16 protein-coding genes and 2 rRNA genes are annotated in these 21,222 nt (G+C 70.6%); 7 read left to right on the top strand and 11 right to left on the bottom strand.

Features of this window, described 5'->3' with window-relative positions; translation table 11 throughout:
• Nucleotides 1-29 precede the first annotated feature (29 nt).
• Nucleotides 30-431, top strand: a complete 402-nt coding sequence (locus tag F7Q99_RS24405) for a RidA family protein (RefSeq protein ID WP_153464780.1) — start codon at nt 30-32, stop codon at nt 429-431.
• A 6-nt stretch (nt 432-437) separates the two neighbouring features.
• Here the strand turns inward: F7Q99_RS24405 and F7Q99_RS24400 are convergent, their stop codons facing one another.
• Nucleotides 438-1,748, bottom strand: a complete 1,311-nt coding sequence (locus F7Q99_RS24400; protein WP_153464778.1) for an MFS transporter — start codon at nt 1,746-1,748, stop codon at nt 438-440.
• A 97-nt stretch (nt 1,749-1,845) separates the two neighbouring features.
• On the opposite strand from F7Q99_RS24400, the gene F7Q99_RS24395 reads away from it, so the two are divergent.
• A complete protein-coding gene (locus F7Q99_RS24395; protein ID WP_326847064.1) occupies nt 1,846-2,832 on the top strand; it encodes an ArsR/SmtB family transcription factor in 987 nt (328 codons plus the stop codon).
• 202 nt (nt 2,833-3,034) lie between these two features.
• Here F7Q99_RS24395 and F7Q99_RS24390 read toward each other — a convergent pair whose 3' ends face one another.
• Entirely contained in the window at nt 3,035-4,363 is a 1,329-nt protein-coding gene (locus F7Q99_RS24390; protein WP_407697826.1) for a geranylgeranyl reductase family protein, read from the bottom strand.
• 182 nt (nt 4,364-4,545) lie between these two features.
• Between F7Q99_RS24390 and F7Q99_RS24385 the strand changes: the two genes are divergently transcribed.
• On the top strand, nt 4,546-5,910 hold the full coding sequence (locus F7Q99_RS24385) for a dipeptidase (protein ID WP_153464774.1): 1,365 nt from the start codon (nt 4,546-4,548) through the stop codon (nt 5,908-5,910).
• Here F7Q99_RS24385 and F7Q99_RS24380 read toward each other — a convergent pair.
• A complete protein-coding gene (locus F7Q99_RS24380) occupies nt 5,861-6,718 on the bottom strand; it encodes a DUF4184 family protein (RefSeq protein WP_153464772.1) in 858 nt (285 codons plus the stop codon). The genes F7Q99_RS24385 and F7Q99_RS24380 overlap by 50 nt on opposite strands.
• A gap of 56 nt (nt 6,719-6,774) precedes the next feature.
• Nucleotides 6,775-7,842: an NUDIX hydrolase gene (locus F7Q99_RS24375; protein ID WP_326847063.1), complete on the bottom strand. Its 1,068-nt coding sequence runs from the start codon at nt 7,840-7,842 to the stop codon at nt 6,775-6,777.
• A 461-nt stretch (nt 7,843-8,303) separates the two neighbouring features.
• Between F7Q99_RS24375 and F7Q99_RS24370 the strand changes: the two genes are divergently transcribed.
• Nucleotides 8,304-9,206 carry a ribokinase gene (locus F7Q99_RS24370; protein ID WP_153464767.1) on the top strand — a complete coding sequence of 301 codons (903 nt, stop codon included), beginning with the start codon at nt 8,304-8,306 and terminating at the stop codon, nt 9,204-9,206.
• A 73-nt stretch (nt 9,207-9,279) separates the two neighbouring features.
• Here the strand turns inward: F7Q99_RS24370 and F7Q99_RS24365 are convergent, their stop codons facing one another.
• The 5 genes from F7Q99_RS24365 to F7Q99_RS24345 all read right to left on the bottom strand — a co-directional run bounded on the left by F7Q99_RS24365 (nt 9,280) and on the right by F7Q99_RS24345 (nt 14,520).
• Nucleotides 9,280-10,230 (bottom strand): C40 family peptidase, encoded by a 951-nt coding sequence (locus F7Q99_RS24365; protein ID WP_153464765.1) that lies wholly within the window; start codon nt 10,228-10,230, stop codon nt 9,280-9,282.
• Between the two features lie 178 nt (nt 10,231-10,408).
• Nucleotides 10,409-11,824 (bottom strand): acyl-CoA synthetase, encoded by a 1,416-nt coding sequence (locus F7Q99_RS24360; protein WP_153464763.1) that lies wholly within the window; start codon nt 11,822-11,824, stop codon nt 10,409-10,411.
• Nucleotides 11,825-11,954: 130 nt separating this feature from the next.
• Nucleotides 11,955-12,917 (bottom strand): electron transfer flavoprotein subunit alpha/FixB family protein, encoded by a 963-nt coding sequence (locus F7Q99_RS24355; RefSeq protein WP_153464761.1) that lies wholly within the window; start codon nt 12,915-12,917, stop codon nt 11,955-11,957.
• Nucleotides 12,918-12,962: 45 nt separating this feature from the next.
• On the bottom strand, nt 12,963-13,748 hold the full coding sequence (locus F7Q99_RS24350; protein WP_326847062.1) for an electron transfer flavoprotein subunit beta/FixA family protein: 786 nt from the start codon (nt 13,746-13,748) through the stop codon (nt 12,963-12,965).
• Nucleotides 13,749-14,109: 361 nt separating this feature from the next.
• Nucleotides 14,110-14,520 (bottom strand): TlpA family protein disulfide reductase, encoded by a 411-nt coding sequence (locus F7Q99_RS24345; RefSeq protein ID WP_153464757.1) that lies wholly within the window; start codon nt 14,518-14,520, stop codon nt 14,110-14,112.
• A 219-nt stretch (nt 14,521-14,739) separates the two neighbouring features.
• On the opposite strand from F7Q99_RS24345, the gene F7Q99_RS41430 reads away from it, so the two are divergent.
• The 3 genes from F7Q99_RS41430 (at nt 14,740) to F7Q99_RS24330 (ending at nt 17,607) form a co-directional block, all read left to right on the top strand.
• Nucleotides 14,740-15,165 carry a DUF4395 domain-containing protein gene (locus F7Q99_RS41430; RefSeq protein WP_326847061.1) on the top strand — a complete coding sequence of 142 codons (426 nt, stop codon included), beginning with the start codon at nt 14,740-14,742 and terminating at the stop codon, nt 15,163-15,165.
• A gap of 239 nt (nt 15,166-15,404) precedes the next feature.
• Nucleotides 15,405-16,175, top strand: a complete 771-nt coding sequence (locus F7Q99_RS24335; RefSeq protein ID WP_326847060.1) for a lysophospholipid acyltransferase family protein — start codon at nt 15,405-15,407, stop codon at nt 16,173-16,175.
• Between the two features lie 172 nt (nt 16,176-16,347).
• Entirely contained in the window at nt 16,348-17,607 is a 1,260-nt protein-coding gene (locus F7Q99_RS24330) for a TolB family protein (protein ID WP_195911157.1), read from the top strand.
• A gap of 81 nt (nt 17,608-17,688) precedes the next feature.
• On the opposite strand, the gene rrf is transcribed toward F7Q99_RS24330, so the two are convergent.
• Both rrf and F7Q99_RS24320 read right to left on the bottom strand, forming a co-directional pair.
• Nucleotides 17,689-17,805 (bottom strand): 5S ribosomal RNA (rrf, locus tag F7Q99_RS24325).
• Between the two features lie 72 nt (nt 17,806-17,877).
• Nucleotides 17,878-20,997, bottom strand: a 23S ribosomal RNA gene (locus F7Q99_RS24320).
• Nucleotides 20,998-21,222 lie beyond the last annotated feature (225 nt).

Raw genomic sequence — 21,222 nt, 5'->3', positions numbered from 1 at the left:
CCGGCGCGCGATGGACCACGATGGCTGCCATGACCACTCACCTCACCCACATCGCCGAGCCGCCCGGAGTCGCCCCCGGCACCGGCTACACCCAGGTCGTCACCGGCACCGGCCGACTGGTCCAGGTCTCCGGTCAGGTGGCCTTCGACGAGGACCGGAACCTGGTCGGCGTCGGCGACCCGAAGGCGCAGGCGCGCCAGGTCTTCGAGAACCTGCGCCGCTGCCTGGCCGCCGCCGGGGCCGACTTCACCGACGTCGTCAAGTTCACGATCTTCGTGACCGACATCGCCCACCTGCCGGCCGTCCGCGAGGCCCGCGACGAGCACGTGGACACCGCGAACCCGCCGGCCAGCTCCGCGGTGCAGGTCGCGGCGCTGTTCCTGCCCGAGGTGCTGATCGAGATCGAGGCGCTCGCGCTCGTCCGCGAGTAGGACCCGTCACGCGTTGCGGCCCCGCCGTCCGGCCCACCGGACGGCGGGGCCCATCGCCAGACCCGCCGCCGCCAGCACCGCGCCGAGGACGGCCCAGCCGAGCAGGCCGTACCCGATCACGGCGGTGCTGACCAGCGCCGGGCCGACCATCAGCGCGGCCGCCGTTCCGGCGTTGTACACGCCCTGGTAGGCGCCGTGGGCACGCTCCCCCGCGAGGTCGTAGCTGAGCGCCCAGCCGCCGGCCTGGCCGAGCACCTCCCCGAACGACTGCAGCACCACCCCGCCGAGCACGACCACGGCCGCCACGATCGCGGGCAGCCCGTGCGCCAGGCCGATCACGACGCACGACGCCGCGAGGAACAGCCCCGCCCGACCGCAGACCCGGGCCGCCGTCGCCGGATCCTCGGTGCCCTTCGTGGCACGGACCTGAAGGGTGATCACCAGCACGGTGTTGACGATCAGAGTGCCCGCGACGGTGATCCGGGGCGCGTCGGTCTCGTGGACGATCCACAGCGGCACACCGACCTCCAGGACGGCGAACTGCAGGCAGAGCAGCGCGTTCAGCACCGTCACGACCAGGAACGGCCCGTCCCGCAGCGCCGGGTTGCGCCGCTTGGTGCGCGGCGCCTCCGAGCCCTCCGCGTCCGATCGGGCGGACGGCCCGTCCGCCGCGAGCACGGGCAGACGGCGGTACATCACGGCGACGAACAGGAACGACACGGCGTTGGCCACAATCGCCGTCAGATAGACCGGCCGGTTGTCCACTTGGAGCGCGATCGCGCCGAGCGCCGTCCCCGCGCAGAGGCCCGCGTTGGTCACCACCCGCAGGTAGGCGCGGCCCGCCACCCGGCGGTCGGCGGGCAGCACCTCGGCGTAGAGCGCGTTGCGGACCGCGGCCGACCCCCGGTCCACCGCGGCGACCGCGCAGGCCAGCACGACGAACGCCGGGTAGCTGTGCACCAGCGCGTAACCCGCCGTGCCGACCGCCTCCAGGCCGGTCAGCGTCACCAGCACCCGCCGCGCGCCCCAGCGGTCGGCGGCCCGCCCGGCGGGCACGCTCGCGACGACCCCGCAGAGCCCTGCGGCCGTCATCCCGAAGCCGAGCTGGGCGGCGCTCAGGCCGAGCACCCGGGTGAAGAACAGTACCGAGACGGCCAACGAGAGGCCGTTGCCCACGGTGTTGACGAGGGTGATCGCGGCCAGCCGACGGACCGTCGGATCCGGGTGCAGCCGCCGCCGGACGGCTCGGGCGAGCCCACCGCCGGATTCGGGCACGGCGGAGGAAGGAGCGGAGGTCTCCGCTGGTGAGGTGGTCATGCCCCCGATCCCACTGCTCGACGAGCGGCAACGGATAATCCTTTAGGCTCTGCCTCAATCGTCCGCCCTCCTCCAGCGGACTCCGGGAGGATTCGTCGTGCACCGGTTCACGCTCGACCTGGCCGACCTCGCCACCACCTGGTTCGCCGTCTCCCCCATCCAGGAGGCCTCGCTCAGTCTCCGGATGTGGACCCACCCCGGCGTCTACCCGCTCCAGACCCGCGCCTTCGAACGACTCCGGCCCACCTTCGAGCGGCTGGACTCCGCCCTGCTGCTGTCCCTCGTCGCCGAGAACCGCTGGATCCCCGACTTCCTGACGCCCCGCCCGGCCGCCCCGGCCACCGACTTCCGCACCGAACTGGCCGCCGTCCGCGGCCTGCCGCCCGAACAGCTGCGCCCCGAGCTGGAGCAGACCTTCCTGCCGCACGGCCGGCCGCTGCCCGCGCCGCTCGCCGCCGGACTGGCCGACCCGGCGCGGCTGCTCGGGCGGATCGCCGACGCGCTGGAGGAGTACTGGGAGGTATGCCTCGCGCCCACCTGGTGGCCGCAGGCCCGCGCGGTGCTGGACGCCGACCTGGTCTACCGGGCCCGGCTGCTCGCCCAGCACGGCGCGGCGGCGCTCTTCGCCGACCTGGACCACCGGCTGCGCTGGGAGAACGGCGTGCTGTCGATCAACCGGCGGTGGACGGACTGGGACGGCGAGACCGCCGTGGACGGCCGGGGCCTCGTCCTGACGCCGACCTTCTTCGCCCGCGGCGCGATCACGATGATCAGCAACGACCGTCCGCCGCACATCTGTTACCCGGCCCGCGGGCAGGCGGGCATGACCGGCGCGAGCGCACCGGTGCCCCCGCAGGCGCTGGAGGCGCTGCTCGGCGCGCCGAAGGCCCGGCTGCTCGCGCTGCTCGCCGAACCCGCGTCGACTACGGACCTGGCCTACCGACTCGGCGTCACCCCGAGCGCGGTCAGCCAGCACCTGTCCGTCCTCGCCGCCACCGGCCTGGTCACCCGGGCCCGGCACGGCCGCTCGGTGCTGTACCGGCGCAGCCCACTCGGCGACGAGCTGACGGGGGCGAACCGATGACACCGGGCGGATGACAGGGGACAGAAGTCAGCGAACAGATAACAGATGTTGAAATCTATTATCTGTCATCTGTTCGCTGTCCCACCCGGCGAACGCACCGGAGACGGCGCCATTCGCCGACTGCCGTTCGCCGGGCGCCCGAACGCAAGGGCCGGTGCTCCTCCTCGGCGAGGAGAAGCACCGGCCCTACGACACGAGCGAACTACCGCGACGCCACCGCCGCCAGCCTGCGTGCCGCCCGGTACTGCCGCAGCACCTCGGCGAACGTGGTGTGCCCCTGGGTCGTCCGGGCGAAGGCCCGCCAGGCGGCCGGCACCAGGCAGACCGCCGCGTGGAAGAGGTACGGGCGGCGCTCGAAGGCGCCCAGCAGCTGCTTGCCCGCCCGCATCTCCACGCCCAGCCCGGCCTTGATCGCGAACGCGTAGTTGAGCGCCTCGCGCCGCACCTCGGCCGCGTTGCCCGCCTCCGCGACCTTCACCGCCCACTCGCCGGCCAGCCGGCCCGAGCGCAGCGCGTACGAGATGCCCTCGCGGGTCCACGGCTCCAGCAGCCCGGCCGCGTCCCCGGCGACCAGCACCCGGCCGCGGGAGAGCGGCGAGTCCTCGGCCCGACAGCGCGTCAGGTGCCCGGACTCCACGCTCGGCGTAAAGCCGGACAGGCCCAACCGCCGGATGTAGTCGGCGAGATATTGCTTCGTCCGCTCACCGTCACCGCGCGCTGAGATGACGCCCACGGTCAGGCTGCTCGACTCGGTCTTCGGGAACACCCAGCCGTAACTGCCCGGCAGCGGGCCCCAGTCGAGGTGGATCCGGCCCGCCCAGTCGGCGGCGACCTGCGGCGGCACCGGGATCTCCGCCTCCAGGCCCAGGTCGATCTGGTCGAAGGTGACGCCGACGTGGCGGCCGATCCGGCTCGCGCTGCCGTCCGCACCGACCACCGCGCGCGCCTCGAAGCTGCGCCCGTCGGCCGCCGTGACCAGCACCGTCCGGTGTTCCCCGCCGCGCTGCTCGACGCCGGTGACGGTCACTCCGGTGACCAGCACCGCCCTGGCCTGCTTGGCCGCCTGCACCAGGCGCAGGTCGAACTCGTCGCGGTTGACGAGGCCGAAGAGCATCCGCTTGGACCGCTGCGTCCGGGTGTACCGCCCGCGGTACGCGAAGGTGACGGCGTGCACCCGGTCCTGGAGCGGCAGCCGGAAGTCCGGCGGGAGGCTGTCCCGGGACGGACCGATGATCCCGCCGCCGCAGGTCTTGTAGCGGGGGTGCTCGGCCTTGTCGAGCAGCAGCACCCGCCGGCCCTGGACGGCGGCGGCGTGCGCGGCCGAGGCCCCTGCCGGTCCGGCGCCGACCACCACGACGTCCCAGACGCCGGCGAGCCCGTCGGGCTGCGGCTCGGACGTTCCGGGCGCCTCGGACGTCCCTGGCGCCTCAGGTACTTCGGACGTCTCGGGCGTCTCGGGCACCTCGGCGTCGACCGGCGAAGTCTCGGTGTCGAGCGGGCTGCGGGAATCGGAGCTTCCGGAGTCAGTCACGTCGAACAATCCTATGCGTCCGTCGGGCCCGCCGGGTCGCCGCGCCGCCGTGAACCTCGTGCGGGCCGTCGGGCCGGGCCGCGGGACCCGCCCGTTCGGCTCCGCCTATCATCGGCGGTACCCCAACCGTCCACGCCCGCCCGGACCACCCCTCCGGCGGACCCGCCCCTCGGAGCACCCCGATGTCACAGCCCCTGGCCGACGCCGTCCGGTCCCTGATGGACCGTGCCCGCACCGACCTCGCAGAGCTGGTCGCCTTCCCGTCGGTCGCCGACCCGCGCCAGTTCCCGGTCGAGGAGTGCGAGAAGGCCGCCCGCTGGGTCGCCGACGCCTTCGCCGCCGAGGGCCTGACCAACGTGCAGCTGCTCGACACCCCGGACGGCACCCGGTCCGTCTACGCCGAGCTGCCCAGCCCCGAGGGCGCGCCCACCGTCCTGCTGTACTCGCACTACGACGTCCAGCCCCCGCTCGACGAGGACGCCTGGCTCAGCCCCGCGTTCGAACTGACCGAGCGTGACGGCCGCTGGTACGGACGCGGCGCGGCCGACTGCAAGGGCAACATCCTGATGCACCTGACCGCCCTGCGCGCCCTGCGCCAGGTGTACGGGGACGCCTACCCGGTCGGCCTGAAGATCATCGTCGAGGGCTCGGAGGAGCAGGGCACCGGCGGCCTGGAGCGGTACGCCGAGGCGCACCCCGAGCTGCTCGCCGCCGACGCCATCATCATCGGCGACACCGGCAACTTCGCCCCGGGCCTGCCCACCGTCACCGCCTCGCTGCGCGGCATGACGGTCGTCGAGGTCTCCCTCACCACCCTGGCCGGCAACCTGCACTCCGGCGCCTTCGGCGGCGCCGCCCCCGACGCGCTGCAGTCCCTCATCAAGGTGCTCGCCTCACTGCACGACGAGCACGGCGACGTCGCCGTGGCCGGCCTGACCGCCGACCAGACCTGGGACGGCGTGCAGTACCCGGAGGAGCAGTTCCGCGCCGACGCCAAGGTGCTCGACGGCGTCGCCCTCACCGGCACCGGCACCATCGCCGACCGGCTCTGGGCCCGCCCGTCCGTCACCGTCCTCGGCATCGACGCCCCGCCGGTGATCGGCGCCACCTCCTCCGTCCAGGCCGCCGCCAAGGCCCTGGTGAGCCTGCGCGTGGCGCCGGGCACCGACGCGGCCGCCGCCCAGGACGCCCTGGTCGCCCACCTGGAGGCGCAGGTCCCGCTCAGCGCCCACCTGACGATCGAGCGCCAGGGCAGCGGCTCCCCGTTCAACGCCGACACCACCGGCCCGGCCTACGAGGCGATGGGTGAGGCCATGGCCGAGGCCTTCGGCACCCCGATGGTCGCCTCCGGCGAGGGCGGCTCGATCCCGCTCTGCAACACGCTGCGCACGCTGTACCCGCAGGCCGAGATCGTGCTGATCGGCGTGGAGGAGCCCACCACCCAGATCCACGCGGTCAACGAGAGCGTCGACCCGCAGGAGCTGGAGCGGATGGCCCTCACCGAGGCGCTGTTCCTCCGCCGCTACGCCGAACTGCGCTCCGCCTGACGGACGTTGGGCCGGGGGCTGCCCGCAGCCCCCGGCCCCGTTCGGCCCGCACACCCCGTGCGGCCCGTACGGACACCGCGGCCGCGAGGCCGACCGCACCGACCGCGAACCCGGCCCCGGCGCCGAAGCAGAACTCCGCGATCAGGCTGCGTCGCAACGGGTTGAGTCGGTGCACGACCCCGGCCACCGTCGCCGCGCCCAGCGCCGCCACGGCGGCCCGACGCGCCCCGGGCGAGAGCACGACGTCAGGCCGCACCGGCTCGACGGCCCGCGCCGTCCGCACCGCCCACCCGCTCACCGCGGCCAGGGCGAGCGCCGAACTCCCGTACTGCAACGCCTCGTACAGCGGAACACCGGACACCCGACGATCCAGCACGGGCAGCAGCCGCACCCCCAGCCGCCCCCCATGGGTGAACGCGTCCCACCCGACGTGAGTCGCCGCACCCACCGCCGCGGACACGGCGAACCAGGCGGCCGTGGCCGCGCCCTCCCCACCCCGCCGAACGGTCAGCGCCTCGGCGGCACCCGCCCACCGCTCGGGCAGCAGCGCCACCAGCGGGGCGCGCAGCAGCCCGTGCCAGCCGGCCACCAGCGCACCCGCGATCGCCACGTCCACCGTCGGCACCGCCCACCATTGGTGGGTCAGCCCGCCGTGCCGGTACACCCCTGGCAGCAACGACTCGGCGAAGAACGGCACATCGGGCGCCATCGACCCGGCGACCAGCCCGGAGGCCACCAGGGGCCCACGCTCCCCGGCAGCGCGCAACAGGGGCAGGACGGCGGCCGGATGGCTCAGCGTGAACGGCATGTGCCCATCCTGCCCGCTGCGTCGCCGGGTTGCACCGCCGTCCCACCGGCCACTCGCTACGCCGCGTCCGCCGCCCGGGCCAGGCCGAGGGCGACGCGCCGCCCGGCCTCCAGGTACCGCAACTCGCCGCAGCGGCGGGCGTCCAGCGTGGCCGCAAGCCGCCGGAACCGGCTCGGGGGCAGCAGGTCGGCAGCCTCGTCGAGCGTGACGAAGCGCCAGCCTCGCAGTTCCTCGGGCTGGAGCAGCAGGCTCTGCCTGCCCTTGGCGTCCAGCAGTCCGCCGTCGTACATGAGCCGCAGGCCGCCGCGGCGGGGGCCGGTGCGCGGTTCCCAGTCGACGGCGAGCAGTCTCAGGGCGGCGGGGTCGAGGCGGAGGCCCAGTTCCTCGGCGGTCTCGCGCAGGGCGGCGTCGGTGGGGGCCTCGCCGCGTTCGACGACGCCGCCGGGGAAGTCCCAGTCGGGCTTGTAGACGGGGTCGACGAGGAGCACGCGCTCCTGCTCGTCGAAGAACAGGACGGCGGAGGCGACGGTGTCCCCGCCCGGGTCGGGTGTCTGGACGATCGGGCAGCGGGCGGCGCCGTCGCTGACCAGCGCGGCGATCCGCTCCGCGGTCTCGCGCGGGGTGAGCCGACCGGTGTCGAGCAGCCGGGCGTCGCGGACGAGCCAGCGCCTGGCGGCGCGGTAGCGGGGCAGATGGTCCAGACACCACTGGCGGACCCGTTCGCTGGCCGCCGGATCGCCGGGGCATTCGTCGCGGTGCGCAATGCGCTCACGCAGGATCGTTTCTCCAGGGTCCAGGACGACGTGGTGCACCGCGATCCCGTGCGAGGCGAGATCGCCGAAGATCTCGTCCCGGTAGTCCTCTCTGAGCAGGGTCATCGGCACGACCAGCGGGCCCGGCACCTCGCCGAGCAGCGCGGCGGCCACCTCGGGGACGAGCCGGCGCCAGGCCGGCAGGTCCTGGAAGTCGGACACCGCCGCCATCCGGTCGGCCGGAAGCGTCCTGCGCAGCCCGAACCCCACCAGTTCGGGATCGAACAGCATGCTTCCGGGCAACAGTTCCACCAGTTCGCGGCAGGCACTGGTCTTGCCCGCCCCGAACGTGCCATTGACCCAGACGATCACAGCGTCCCCCTGCCCTCGACTTTCCCCGATGCCGATCGCACCGGGCGGCGCCCCCGTTGGCCGAACCAGCGCCACCCGTGGTGGTACCCGCGCGGCGCCGGTCCCCATACCTCGCGGACCCACCCACTGCGGTGCCCCTGCCCGCCTCTTGACAGAGGCATGTGCCCAGGCCAGGCCCCTTGGGCCCCGAATCTGTAGACCGGTCGTCATACTCTCCACGCGCCCTTCGCACCCCCACGATCCGCCCCCGCGCGCCCCTCCACGGCGGCTCACCGGCCCGCACAACAGCGCTCTCGCCGAGTCGCGCGCCCCGCGCACACTCCGGGCGCTCGGCACGCGCCAACACGCCCACCACGCACCGAACGCGCCCGGCTCGCCCGGTCCGCGCCGAACGCATCCGGCTGGCTTTCCACACACCGCACCCGCTTGCGCGCAGTCGCCCCACCCCGTACAGAAGAACGATGAAGCTGCGCCCCGCCGGCCGAGTCGTCGTCATCGGATCGGTCAACGTCGACCGGATCCTCCGCTGCCCCGTGCTCCCGTCCCCCGGCGAGACCGTGCTCGTCACGGACGCCACGCAGGGGTTCGGCGGCAAGGGCGCCAACCAGGCCGTGGCGGCGGCCCGGATGGGAGCGACGACCCGGCTGGTCGCCAAGGTGGGGGCGGACGCCGACGGACGAGCGGCCCTCGACGACCTCCGCGGCGCCGACGTCGACACCGGCGCCGTGCTCACCGACGCCGCCGCGCCCACCGGGCAGGCCGTCGTCATGGTGGACCCGGCCGGCGAGAACAGCATCGTGGTCGTCCCGGGCGCGAACACCCGCCTCACCGCCGCCGAGGTCACCGCCGCACTCACCGCCGCCCGGCTGCTCCCTCGCGACGTGGTCCTCACCAGCGGCGAGGTCGCCGAGGAGTGCATCCGCGCGACGGCCGCCGCGCTCCCTGCCGACGGCACCCTCTGGCTGCACAACGCCGCACCCGCCGGTCCGCTCCCCGACACACGCTCTACCGGCCGCCGTCCCCTCGTCGTCGCGAACGCCCTGGAGGCCTGCCAGCTCACCGGCGCCTCCACCGTGACCGATGCCGTCCGCGCGCTCGCGGACCTCACCGACGGTGCCGTGATCACCCTCGGCGGCGCGGGCGCCCTCGTCGCCGCCGACGGACGGATCACCGAACTGCCCGCCCCCGCCGTCACCGCCGTCGACACCACCGGCGCCGGCGACGTCTTCTGCGGCGCCCTCGCCGCCGAGCTCGCCCGCAGCACCCCGCTCGTCGAGGCCGCTGCCGTCGCGGTGGCGGCAGGAGCCTTCGCCGTCACCGCCCTCGGCGCCCGGGGCGCCCTCCCGCGCCCGGCGGACATCTGAGCAACCGAAGGACGGGGCGGATGCCCGGGCCACGAAGACCCTGGCACCCTTCACCCCGCCGTCGGCACAAGCCCTACGGCCGTCCCATGTACGTCGGGTAGTAGCCGCTGCTGATGCTCGAGATCCGGATGAGGGTCCCCGGCCGCGCGGCCTCGACGTACTGGTTGTTGCCCAGGTAGATCGCCGTGTGCTGGATGCCCCGCTGGGTGCCGTCGGGCGACCAGAAGAGGAGGTCGCCCGGGCGCAGCTGGCTCGCCGTGATGGGCGTGGTGGCCGCGTACTGGTCGTTGGCCACCCGCGGCAGGTCGATGCCGCCACGCCGGAACGCCTGCTGTACCAGACCGGAGCAGTCGTAGCCGTTCGGCCCGTTGCCCGCCGTCATGAACGGCTTGCCCAACTGGTCCAGCGCGAACTGGATGGCCGTCTCGACGTTCTGATCCGCCGCCGGAGGCGCGGCATCGGCCGAGGACGAGGACGAGGACGAGGACGAAGACGAAGAGGAGGACGTCGAAGAGGACGAGGAGGGCTGCGAGGACGAGGCCGACGAGCCCCCGCCACCCGTACGGTCCAGGTACACGTCGTAGTGCGAGGTCCAGCGCCACTGCCCCTGGCTGTTCCTGAACCAGTACCGCGACCCGTCCCACCCCTGCTCGATCCCCCCGGTGGAGCTCACACTCGCGGATGTCGTCGTTGACGACGTCGACGCCGCCCCGGTCCCGGTCCGCGCCGTGTAGACGCTGGGGTGCGAGGTCCAGCGCCACTGCCCCTGGCTGTTCTTGAACCAGTACCGCGACCCGTCCCAGCCGGCGTGGGCCGGCGCCGGCTCGGCGGCGGCGGGGGTCGCGCCGGTGGCGAGGCCGATCACGCCGGTGCCGGCCGCGATCACAGCCATCATGCCTATCCCCCGGCGGACCCGCCGGGCCCGGGAGGGACGGGCGGCGGCCCGCCGGTCGGCGATGGTGGCGGCGTGCTGCCCGGTCGACTCGTCGGCGGCATCAGGCGCGCCGGTATTGACGGTGGTCATGCTGCTGTCTTCCTTCACTGCCGCGAAGCGGCTTCGGTTCTGCCTGCGTGTCACGTTAGGCACACGCCCGCTCACAGCGCGCAGCGAAGTGCGCCAAAGGAAGGGTCACGAAGGGTGAGAACCGAACAGTTCATCAGAGTGAGGTGACGTCACAGCCGAGGGATCCGACGCCCCCTCATCACCGCTTCCCGGCCTCCGCGAGCAGCTGCTTCTTCAGCACCTTTCCCATGGCGTTCCTGGGGAGTTCGGGCACCAGGACGACCCGCCGCGGACGCTTGTGCACCGAGAGCCGCTCCGCGACAAAGGCCGTCAGCTGGTCCCCCGTCACCGGAGCGTCCGCAATGACGTACGCGACGATCGCCTGTCCGAGGTCCTCGTCCGGCGCGCCGACCACGGCGGCGTCCGCGACCGCCGGGTGGTCGCGCAGAGCCGCCTCCACCTCGCCCGCGCCGATCCGGTAGCCGCCGCTCTTGATCAGGTCCACCGAGGCCCGGCCGACGATCCGGTGGAAACCGTCCTCGCCGATCACCGCGACATCGCCGGTGCGGAACCAGCCGTCCGCCGTCCGGGCCTCGGCGTCGGCGTCCGGCCGGTTGAGGTAGCCCGAGAACAGGGTCGGGCCGGCGACCTGCAGCTCCCCGACGCTCTCCCCGTCGGACGGCACCGGCGCGCCGTCCTCCCCGACCAGCCTGGTGCGCACCCCGTCCAGCGGCAGGCCGACACTGCCGGGCCGGCGCTCGCCGTCCGCCCGGGTGCTGACGGTGATGAGCGACTCCGTCATCCCGTACCGCTCGATCGGGGCACGCCCGGTCAGGGCCGCGAGCTTCTCGAACACCGGGACGGGCAGCGGCGCGCTGCCGGAGACGAGCAGCCGGGCCGAGGCGAGCCGGGCCGCCGCCTCCGGGTCGGCCGCCAGCCGGGACCAGACGGTCGGCACGCCGAAGTACAGGCTGCCGCCCGCGGCCGCGTACCCCTCGGGCGTGGGCCGCCCGGTGTGCACCAACTTGCTGCCGGTGCGCAGGGCGCCGAGCACGCCGAGCAGCAGGCCGTGGACGTGGAACAGCGGCAGGCCGTGGGCGAGGGTGTCCTCGGCGGTCCACTGCCAGGCGGCGGCGAGCGCGTCCAGGTCGGCGGCGACGGCCTCGCGGCGGATCACCGCGCCCTTGGGCGCACCGGTGGTGCCCGAGGTGTAGAGGACGAACCCGGTGGCATCCCCGGCCGGCTCGGCGTACGTCGTCGCGGAACGCTCCGTCAGGTCGACGGGCAGCCCCTCGACCCCGCCCACCGGGGCATCCCCGACGGCGTGCGCCAGCAGCGCGGCCCCCGAGTCGCGCAGGATGTGCTCACGCTCCTTGGGCCCGGAGTCGGGCGGCAGCGGCACCACGGGCACGCCCGCCAGCAGCCCACCGACCACTGCGGTGACGGTCTCGGCGCTCGGCCGGGCCAGCACGGCGAGCGCGGGCGCCCCGGCCACCCGGTCGGCCACGGCGGTCGCGGCGCCCAGCAGCTCCTCCCGCGAGAGCGCCCGCCCGTCGATCCGCAGCGCGTCGGCGGCATCCCCGAAATCGCCCTGAAGTGCCGTCAGCAGTGCCATGCTCGCGTCCTCGCCATCTCTCTCACGGTGTCCCGTCGACTCTACGGGCCGCCCGCGTCCACCCCGGAAACGCCGGAGGGCGTGGCACCGGGTACCCGGTGCCACGCCCTCACTGTCTGCTCGGGGCGGATCAGCCCTTGCGGGTCTTCACCTCGGCGGTGAGCTGCGGGAGGACGGCGAAGAGGTCGCCGACCACGCCGTAGTCGACCAGCTCGAAGATCGGGGCCTCGGGGTCCTTGTTGACGGCCACGATGGTCTTCGAGGTCTGCATGCCGGCCCGGTGCTGGATGGCACCGGAGATGCCCGCCGCGATGTACAGCTGCGGCGAGACCTGCTTGCCGGTCTGGCCGACCTGGTTGCTGTGCGGGTACCAGCCGGCGTCGACGGCGGCACGCGAGGCGCCGACGGCCGCGCCCAGCGCGTCCGCGAGCTCCTCGACGACGCCGAAGCCCTCGGCGGCACCGACGCCGCGGCCACCGGAGACCACGATCGCGGCCTCGGTCAGCTCCGGGCGGCCCGAGGACACGCGCGGGGTGCGCGAGGTGACCTTGGCGGCGTTGCCGGTGAAGGCGACGGTGACGTTCTCCACCGCGCCGGCGGCCGGGGCGGCCTCGGGGGCGACGGCGTTCGGCTTGACGGTGATGACCGGCACGCCGTGGGTGACCTTGGACTTCACCTGGAAGGACGCGGCGAACACCGACTGGGTGGCGACCGGACCGCCGTCGCCGGCCTCCAGGTCGACGGCGTCGGTGATGATGCCGGAGCCGAGGCGCAGCGCCACGCGGGCGGCGACCTCCTTGCCCTCGCCGGAGGACGTGACCAGCACGGCGGCCGGGGAGGCGGCCTGCGCGATCTGGGTCAGGGCGTCCACCTTGGGGACGACCAGCTGGTCGGTGAACTCGGCGCCGTCGGCGACGTACACCTTCGCCGCGCCGTACTCGCCGGCCTTGGCGGCGATGTCGGCAGCGGCGGCACCGGCGCCCAGGACGACGGCGGACGGCTCGCCGATGCGGCGGGCCAGGGTCAGCAGCTCCAGGGCCGGCTTGCGGACCACACCGTCGGCGTGGTCCACCAGAACCAGGATCTCAGCCATGATTCGTTGCTCCTGATCGATCGTTGGATGCGCGAACGGGTGGGACTAGATGAACTTCTGCTCGGCGAGGAACGCGGCGAGCTGCTTGCCGCCCTCGCCCTCGTCCTTGACGACCGTGCCCGCGGTGCGCGCCGGACGCGCCGCCACGGCCTCGACCGCCGTCCACGCACCGGCCAGACCGACCTCGTCGGCCTCGATGCCCAGGTCGTCCAGGTCCAGCGACTCCACCGGCTTCTTCTTCGCCGCCATGATCCCCTTGAACGACGGGTAGCGGGCCTCGCCCGACTGGTCCGTCACCGAGACCACGGCCGGCAGCGCCGCCTCGACCAGCTCGGTCGCCGCGTCACCGTCGCGACGGCCCTTGACCACACCGCCCTCGACCGACACCTCGGACAGCAGCGTCACCTGCGGCACGCCCAGACGCTCCGCCAGCAGCGCCGGCAGCACACCCATCGAACCGTCCGTCGACGCCATGCCACCGATCACCAGGTCGAACCCGGTCCGCTCCAGCGCCTTCGCCAGGATCGCCGACGTCCCGATCACGTCCGAACCGTGGATGTCGTCGTCGTTCACGTGCACGGCCTTGTCCGCACCCATCGACAGCGCCTTGCGCAGCGCGTCCTTCGCGTCGTCCGGCCCGACCGTCAGCACCGTCACCTCGGCGCCCTCGTTCGCCTCCGCGATCCGCAGCGCCTGCTCCACGCCGTACTCGTCCAGCTCCGACAGAAGGCCGTCCACGCCCTCCCGGTCGGTGGTGTGGTCGTCCGCGAACCGACGGTCACCCGTCGCATCCGGCACGTACTTCACACAGACAACGATCCTCAAGCTCACGGCCTGTCTCCTGTACTGGTCTCGTCCGGCGGCTGCGGCTGTGCAAGCGGGCGCGAACGCGGCACGCACCCGCTCCGGGCAGCGTGTTTCCCGTGCCGGTCCGGAACTTCCTGGCAGCATACTCGCCAGTAGCGCAGTTCTCACTACTGGCCAGTAGCTTACGCCGGACGGCCGCACCGCCGCCTGCGCCCATCCTGCCCCAGCCCGCCCCCGACACCACCCGACAGGGCGGCACATCCGCGGCGAGATTCCCCGCCCGCCGCGAACGGCGAACAGATAACAGATGACGAAATCTGTCTGCTGTCATCTGTTACATGCCGGCTGTCTGTCGACTGTCAGCCGTGCGCGACGCCATCCGCGCTCAGACGGCCTCGCCGAGCGCTGCGATCACGTCCGCCTTGCGTGGCATCCCGGCCGCCCGACGGACCACCCGGCCGTCGGCATCCAGCACGAGGACGGTCGGCGTCCGCAGGATCTCCAGCCGGCGCACCAGCTCCAGCCGCTCCTCCGCGTCGACCTCGACGTGCGCGACACCCTCGACCATGCCGGCCACCTCCGCCAGCACCCCGCGGGTGGCCCGGCAGGGCTGGCAGAAAGCCGTCGAGAACTGCACCAGGGTGGCCCGCTCCCCCAGCGCCCCGCCCAGCTCCGACCCCGACAGCCGAACCGTCCCGTCCTTGGTGCGCACCCTCAGCCTCCCGTCGCACGTCGCCCGCATCAGCCCGAATGTGGTCGCCGCCAGAGCGACAATGCACACCACCAACCCGGTCATCCCCCAAGTCTGCGGCAGCGCCCCCCGGCCCCGACAGGCAGGTCGACCGCCGGGGCCACGCCACATACCATCGGCGGATGGACTCCGACCGCCCCGCACAGCCGCTGCTCACCGCGCGCCGCCACGTCGACCAGGCCCGGGTCACCACCTCCCGCTGTCGCTGACACGCGCCCGGACGCGTCCCCTTCCACCGCCCGTCGCGCCCCTTCCGGAGCCCTCGTGCAGATCGATCCCCGCGGACCCCGGTTCGCCGCCGCACTCAGCTCGCTCGTCCTCGCCGCCGTACTGATCACCGGCAACGGCGTACTGCTCGCCTTACAGGCCGCCGTCTTCGCACTCGCCGCCATCGGCGGTCTTCGGGTCTCTCCCTACGGCTGGCTCTACTGCACGTTCGTTCGCCCCCGGCTGGCGCCGCCGACCGAGACCGAGAACGAAGACCCGCCGCGCTTCGCGCAGGGCGTGGGCCTGGTCTTCGCCACCGTCGGCGCCCTCGGATTCCTCAGCGAGGTGAGCTGGCTCGGCCTGCTCGCCACCGCCTTCGCTCTGGCCGCGGCCTTCCTCAACGCCGCGTTCGGCTACTGCCTCGGCTGCGAGATGTACCTGCTGATCCGACGGGCCCAGGGCCGCCCTGGCACCGCCGCCTGAGTCGCCGCGGGAGGCGCGCGCGGGTGGCACACGGAAGGTTCCCACCCGAAGTCATCACGGAGATCATACGGCGAATATCCGCTCGACCGCACCGCTCACGTGACAGCAGGCACTCGTTCGGGGGATCATCTCCGTGTATCACCCGTGACCGCCGCGGCGTGCCGTGCTCCGGTCGGCTCCCGCGCAACGGCGCGGGACCCGCCGTACCGGGCTCCGGCCCGTGGAAGTCAGGACTGACCGTGGCAGAGTTCGTGTACCCGCCGGTGATCCGCGCCGCACTCACCGCCTTCCGCGCGCTCGACGTGCGGATCAATATCGTGGGTGCCGAACACATCCCCGCCACCGGCGGAGCGGTGCTGGTCAGCAACCACATCAGCTACCTGGACTTCCTCTTCGCCGGCCTCGGCGCCTACCGCGGCGGCAAGCGCATGACCCGCTTCATGGCCAAGGACGAGGTCTTCAGACACCGCATCTCGGGCCCGCTGATGCGCGGAATGAAGCACATCCCGGTCGACCGCACCGACGGTCAGCCCGCCTACGAGGCCGCGGTCCGCGCCCTCAAGGCCGGCGAGGTCGTCGGGGTGTTTCCCGAGGCCACGATCAGCCGCTCGTTCATGCTGAAGAAGTTCAAGACCGGCGCCGCCCGGATGGCCGCCGACTCCGGTGCCCCGCTGCTGCCCGTCGTCCTCTGGGGCACTCAGCAGCTCTGGACCAAGGGCCGTCCGAAGACCCTGACCAAGCGCCACGTCCCGGTCACCATCATGATCGGCGAGCCGATCCACCTGGGACCGAACGACAAGCCCGTGATGGTCACCCGGCGCCTTCGGGCCGCGATGGGCGAGATGCTCGACCAGGCCCAGCGCGAGTACCCCGGCAAGCCCGCCGGGCCGGACGACACCTGGTGGCAGCCCGCCCACCTCGGCGGCACCGCTCCCACCCTGGAGGTCGCCGAAGCCGAGGACGAGGCGGAGGCCGCCGCCAAGGCTGAGCGCCGCGCCGCCCAGGGCTGAGCGCCTCCCTCCCTCTCCCTCTACTCCGTGTGACCGAGCGGACGCGCTTCGACGCGTGTCGCCCGGCCTCCGACACCTCCCGTCTGACACAGTGGCAGCTCCTTTCGGGTGCCTTCGTCCTGAATCGGCGACGGAGCGGAAGTCGGAGAGGTCGGAGACGGAGATGACGCGGATGACCGGCACAGGGCTGTCACCCACGACCACGACCCGCACCCGCGCAAACGCTGGCGCGGGCCTTCTGCTGCTGGGAGCCCTGCTCACCGGCTGCGGCGCCGAACCGGGCGAGATCCCCCTCTCCGAGATCCGGGCCGACACTCCTTCCGCCGCACCCGACGCGGTCGGGGCCGCTGCCGGCACACCCGCTGCCCCCGCGGTGGCCGCGCACAACGGCCTGATCGTCAGCCGCGCCTATCTGGACCCCGACCACACCACCAGCGCCATCGTCACCGTCGGACCGGACGGCACCGGCGAGCGCCAGGTCACCCAGCCGCCCGACCGCGCCCGCGACGATCGCCCCGACTGGTCCCCCGACGGCAGCACCATCGCCTTCGACCGCACCGACCCGCAGACCGGGGGCGCCCGGCTCTGGACCGTCCCCGCGACCGGCGAGGGCGAGCGGCAGATCGGCCAGCTCTGCGACAACGGCACAGCCGACTGCACCAACGAGGACGAACGCGCCCCCGCCTACTCGCCCGACGGCAAGCAACTCGCATTCAGCCGCTCCTGGGGCGCCCTCGACCCGGCCGGCAAGAACCAGATCCAGTACTCCGACCTCTACCTGATGGCACCGGACGGCAGCAACGTCCAGCGGCTCACCTTCCTCACCAACGACAAGCCGTACTCGGGAGAGGTCGGCAACCCGAGCTGGTCCCCCGACGGCAAACAGCTCACCTTCGAGTACCGCACCGGCGCCAGCGGCCAGCCCGCCAACAGCAGGGCCGTCTACATCGTCGGCGCCGACGGCACCGGCCTGCGCCAGCTCACCCCCTGGGAACTGCGCGCCGGTGACCGGGCCAGTTGGTCGCCCGACGGCACCCAGATCCTCTTCACCACCTACCCGGCCGGTGCTGACAACGCCCCCGGCGGCGGCATCTACACCGTCCACCCCGACGGCACAGCCATCGGCGCCCTGACGCCCGCCCCCTCCGACGCCTTCTACGGCGCCGCCTCCTACGCCCCCGACGGCCGCTCGATCGTCTTTGCCCAGGCCCCCGCAGGCGGCACCGCCGACCTCTACAGCATGCGGACGGACGGAACCGGCGTCGCCCGCCTCACCAACAACACCACCGGCCGCTGGCTCAGCCGCCCGAAGTGGGGCACGGCAACACCCCCCGCCGCCCCTGGAGCGGCTACGCCGACCACTGCTCCGGCTGCTCCGGCGCAGACCCAGCCGTCGGCGGAACCGCAGTCCCAGGAGCAGGACCAGAACTGATCGTTCTCCACGGATACTCGGAAAGCTCCTAAAATGCGAAAAACCCCTGATCCAGTGGATCAGGGGTTTTTCGGAATGATTGTTCGGCGGCGTCCTACTCTCCCACAGGGTCCCCCCTGCAGTACCATCGGCGCTGTAAGGCTTAGCTTCCGGGTTCGGAATGTAACCGGGCGTTTCCCTCACGCTATGACCACCGAAACACTATGAAACTATTCGACCCGCCGACAGGGCAGTCGTTGTTTCAGAACAACACAGTGGACGCGAGCAACTGAGGACAAGCCCTCGGCCTATTAGTACCGGTCAACTCCACCCCTCACAGGGCTTCCATATCCGGCCTATCAACCCAGTCGTCTACTGGGAGCCTTACCCTCTCAAGGAGGTGGGAGTGCTCATCTCGAAGCAGGCTTCCCGCTTAGATGCTTTCAGCGGTTATCCCTCCCGAACGTAGCCAACCAGCCATGCCCTTGGCAGAACAACTGGCACACCAGAGGTTCGTCCGTCCCGGTCCTCTCGTACTAGGGACAGCCCTTCTCAACACTCCTACGCGCACAGCGGATAGGGACCGAACTGTCTCACGACGTTCTAAACCCAGCTCGCGTACCGCTTTAATGGGCGAACAGCCCAACCCTTGGGACCTACTCCAGCCCCAGGATGCGACGAGCCGACATCGAGGTGCCAAACCATCCCGTCGATATGGACTCTTGGGGAAGATCAGCCTGTTATCCCCGGGGTACCTTTTATCCGTTGAGCGACGGCGCTTCCACAAGCCACCGCCGGATCACTAGTCCCTACTTTCGTACCTGCTCGACCCGTCAGTCTCACAGTCAAGCTCCCTTGTGCACTTACACTCAACACCTGATTGCCAACCAGGCTGAGGGAACCTTTGGGCGCCTCCGTTACCCTTTAGGAGGCAACCGCCCCAGTTAAACTACCCACCAGACACTGTCCCTGATCCGGATCACGGACCCAGGTTAGACATCCAGCACGACCAGAGTGGTATTTCAACGACGACTCCACAACAACTGGCGTTGCCGCTTCACAGTCTCCCACCTATCCTACACAAGCCGAACCGAACACCAATATCAAGCTATAGTAAAGGTCCCGGGGTCTTTCCGTCCTGCTGCGCGAAACGAGCATCTTTACTCGTAATGCAATTTCACCGGGCCTATGGTTGAGACAGTCGAGAAGTCGTTACGCCATTCGTGCAGGTCGGAACTTACCCGACAAGGAATTTCGCTACCTTAGGATGGTTATAGTTACCACCGCCGTTTACTGGCGCTTAAGTTCTCAGCTTCGCCCCACCGAAATGGAGCTAACCGGTCCCCTTAACGTTCCAGCACCGGGCAGGCGTCAGTCCGTATACATCGCCTTACGGCTTCGCACGGACCTGTGTTTTTAGTAAACAGTCGCTTCTCGCTGGTCTCTGCGGCCACCCCCAGCTCAAGCAGCAAGTGCTATCACCAGGAATGGCCCCCCTTCTCCCGAAGTTACGGGGGCATTTTGCCGAGTTCCTTAACCATAGTTCACCCGAACGCCTCGGTATTCTCTACCTGACCACCTGAGTCGGTTTGGGGTACGGGCCGCCATGAAACTCGCTAGAGGCTTTTCTCGACAGCATAGGATCATCCACTTCACCACAATCGGCTCGGCATCAGGTCTCAGGCTACGTGTTGCGCGGATTTGCCTACGCAACGCCCTACACCCTTACCCCGGGACAACCACCGCCCGGGCTGGACTACCTTCCTGCGTCACCCCATCGCTCACCTACTACAGACTTGGATCAGCGGCTCCACCACTCCCCTTCACCCGAAGGATCCAGGACGGCTTCACGGCCTTAGCATCACCTGGTTCAGCGTTGGCGCTTCAAAGCGGGTACGGGAATATCAACCCGTTGTCCATCGACTACGCCTGTCGGCCTCGCCTTAGGTCCCGACTTACCCTGGGCAGATCAGCTTGACCCAGGAACCCTTGGTCAATCGGCGCAAGAGTTTCCCACTCTTGTATCGCTACTCATGCCTGCATTCTCACTCGTATACCGTCCACGACTGGTTTCCACCGCCGCTTCACCCGGCACACGACGCTCCCCTACCCATCACAGCAGGCGTTGGCCCTTATGCTGCAATGACACGACTTCGGTGATGTGCTTGAGCCCCGCTACATTGTCGGCGCGGAATCACTTGACCAGTGAGCTATTACGCACTCTTTCAAGGGTGGCTGCTTCTAAGCCAACCTCCTGGTTGTCTCTGCGACTCCACATCCTTTCCCACTTAGCACACGCTTAGGGACCTTAGTCGGTGTTCTGGGCTGTTTCCCTCTCGACCATGGAGCTTATCCCCCACAGTCTCACTGCCACGCTCTCACTTACCGGCATTCGGAGTTTGGCTAAGGTCAGTAACCCGGTAAGGCCCATCGCCTATCCAGTGCTCTACCTCCGGCAAGAAACACGTGACGCTGCACCTAAATGCATTTCGGGGAGAACCAGCTATCACGGAGTTTGATTGGCCTTTCACCCCTAACCACAGGTCATCCCCCAGGTTTTCAACCCTGGTGGGTTCGGTCCTCCACACGGTCTTACCCGCGCTTCAACCTGCCCATGGCTAGATCACTCCGCTTCGGGTCTTGGGCATGCAACTCAAACGCCCTATTCGGACTCGCTTTCGCTACGGCTACCCCACACGGGTTAACCTCGCTACACACCGCAAACTCGCAGGCTCATTCTTCAAAAGGCACGCAGTCACGGCCCACCAGCAAGCTGGCGAACGACGCTCCCACGGCTTGTAGGCACACGGTTTCAGGTACTATTTCACTCCGCTCCCGCGGTACTTTTCACCATTCCCTCACGGTACTATCCGCTATCGGTCACTAGGGAATATTTAGGCTTAGCGGGTGGTCCCGCCAGATTCACACGGGATTTCTCGGGCCCCGTGCTACTTGGGAGATGAGCAAGCAAGCCGTACAGATTTCGTCTACGGGGGTCTTACCCTCTACGCCGGACCTTTCGCATGTCCTTCGACTACCCATACGGTTTCTGACTCGCCCAGCCGCCGGCAGACGACTGAAGCTCATTCCCACAACCCCCCAAGCGCAACCCCTGCCGGGTCTCACACGCTCAAGGTTTAGCCTCATCCAGTTTCGCTCGCCACTACTCCCGGAATCACGGTTGTTTTCTCTTCCTGCGGGTACTGAGATGTTTCACTTCCCCGCGTTCCCTCCACACTGCCTATGTGTTCAGCAGCGGGTGACAGCCCATGACGACTGCCGGGTTTCCCCATTCGGACACCCCCGGATCAAAGCTCGGTTGACAGCTCCCCGGGGCCTATCGCGGCCTCCCACGTCCTTCATCGGTTCCTAGTGCCAAGGCATCCACCGTGCGCCCTTAAAAACTTGGCCACAGATGCTCGCGTCCACTGTGCAGTTCTCAAACAACGACCAGTCACCCACCCTCAATGATCCAAAGGACCACCTCAAGTGAGGCCGGCAACCACTGAGACAACGTTTCCGTTCCCTCAGGACCCAACAACGTGCCCGACACAGCCGATCCCAGACCGCGTTCCACGCCCGAAGGCAGTACTAACGTCCAATCTCTCACTGTGCCGAATAGTCAACGTTCCACCC

Origin of the sequence: Streptomyces kaniharaensis (assembly GCF_009569385.1) — a bacterium.
GTDB classification, from domain to species: domain Bacteria; phylum Actinomycetota; class Actinomycetes; order Streptomycetales; family Streptomycetaceae; genus Kitasatospora; species Kitasatospora kaniharaensis.
The sequence above is the reverse complement of the archived record's forward strand: the minus strand, read 5'-3'. Positions and strand labels throughout refer to the sequence as shown.

Coding starts and splice junctions, on each gene's coding strand:
- F7Q99_RS24360 (WP_153464763.1), bottom strand. CDS start 11,824: ATGGCACTGCTGACGGCACTTCAGGGCGATTTCGGGGATGCCGCCGAC.
- F7Q99_RS24345 (WP_153464757.1), bottom strand. CDS start 14,520: ATGACCGGGTTGGTGGTGTGCATTGTCGCTCTGGCGGCGACCACATTC.
- F7Q99_RS24365 (WP_153464765.1), bottom strand. CDS start 10,230: ATGACCACCGTCAATACCGGCGCGCCTGATGCCGCCGACGAGTCGACC.
- F7Q99_RS24355 (WP_153464761.1), bottom strand. CDS start 12,917: ATGGCTGAGATCCTGGTTCTGGTGGACCACGCCGACGGTGTGGTCCGC.
- F7Q99_RS24330 (WP_195911157.1), top strand. CDS start 16,348: ATGACCGGCACAGGGCTGTCACCCACGACCACGACCCGCACCCGCGCA.
- F7Q99_RS24370 (WP_153464767.1), top strand. CDS start 8,304: ATGAAGCTGCGCCCCGCCGGCCGAGTCGTCGTCATCGGATCGGTCAAC.
- F7Q99_RS24380 (WP_153464772.1), bottom strand. CDS start 6,718: ATGCCGTTCACGCTGAGCCATCCGGCCGCCGTCCTGCCCCTGTTGCGC.
- F7Q99_RS24385 (WP_153464774.1), top strand. CDS start 4,546: ATGTCACAGCCCCTGGCCGACGCCGTCCGGTCCCTGATGGACCGTGCC.
- F7Q99_RS24405 (WP_153464780.1), top strand. CDS start 30: ATGACCACTCACCTCACCCACATCGCCGAGCCGCCCGGAGTCGCCCCC.
- F7Q99_RS24400 (WP_153464778.1), bottom strand. CDS start 1,748: ATGACCACCTCACCAGCGGAGACCTCCGCTCCTTCCTCCGCCGTGCCC.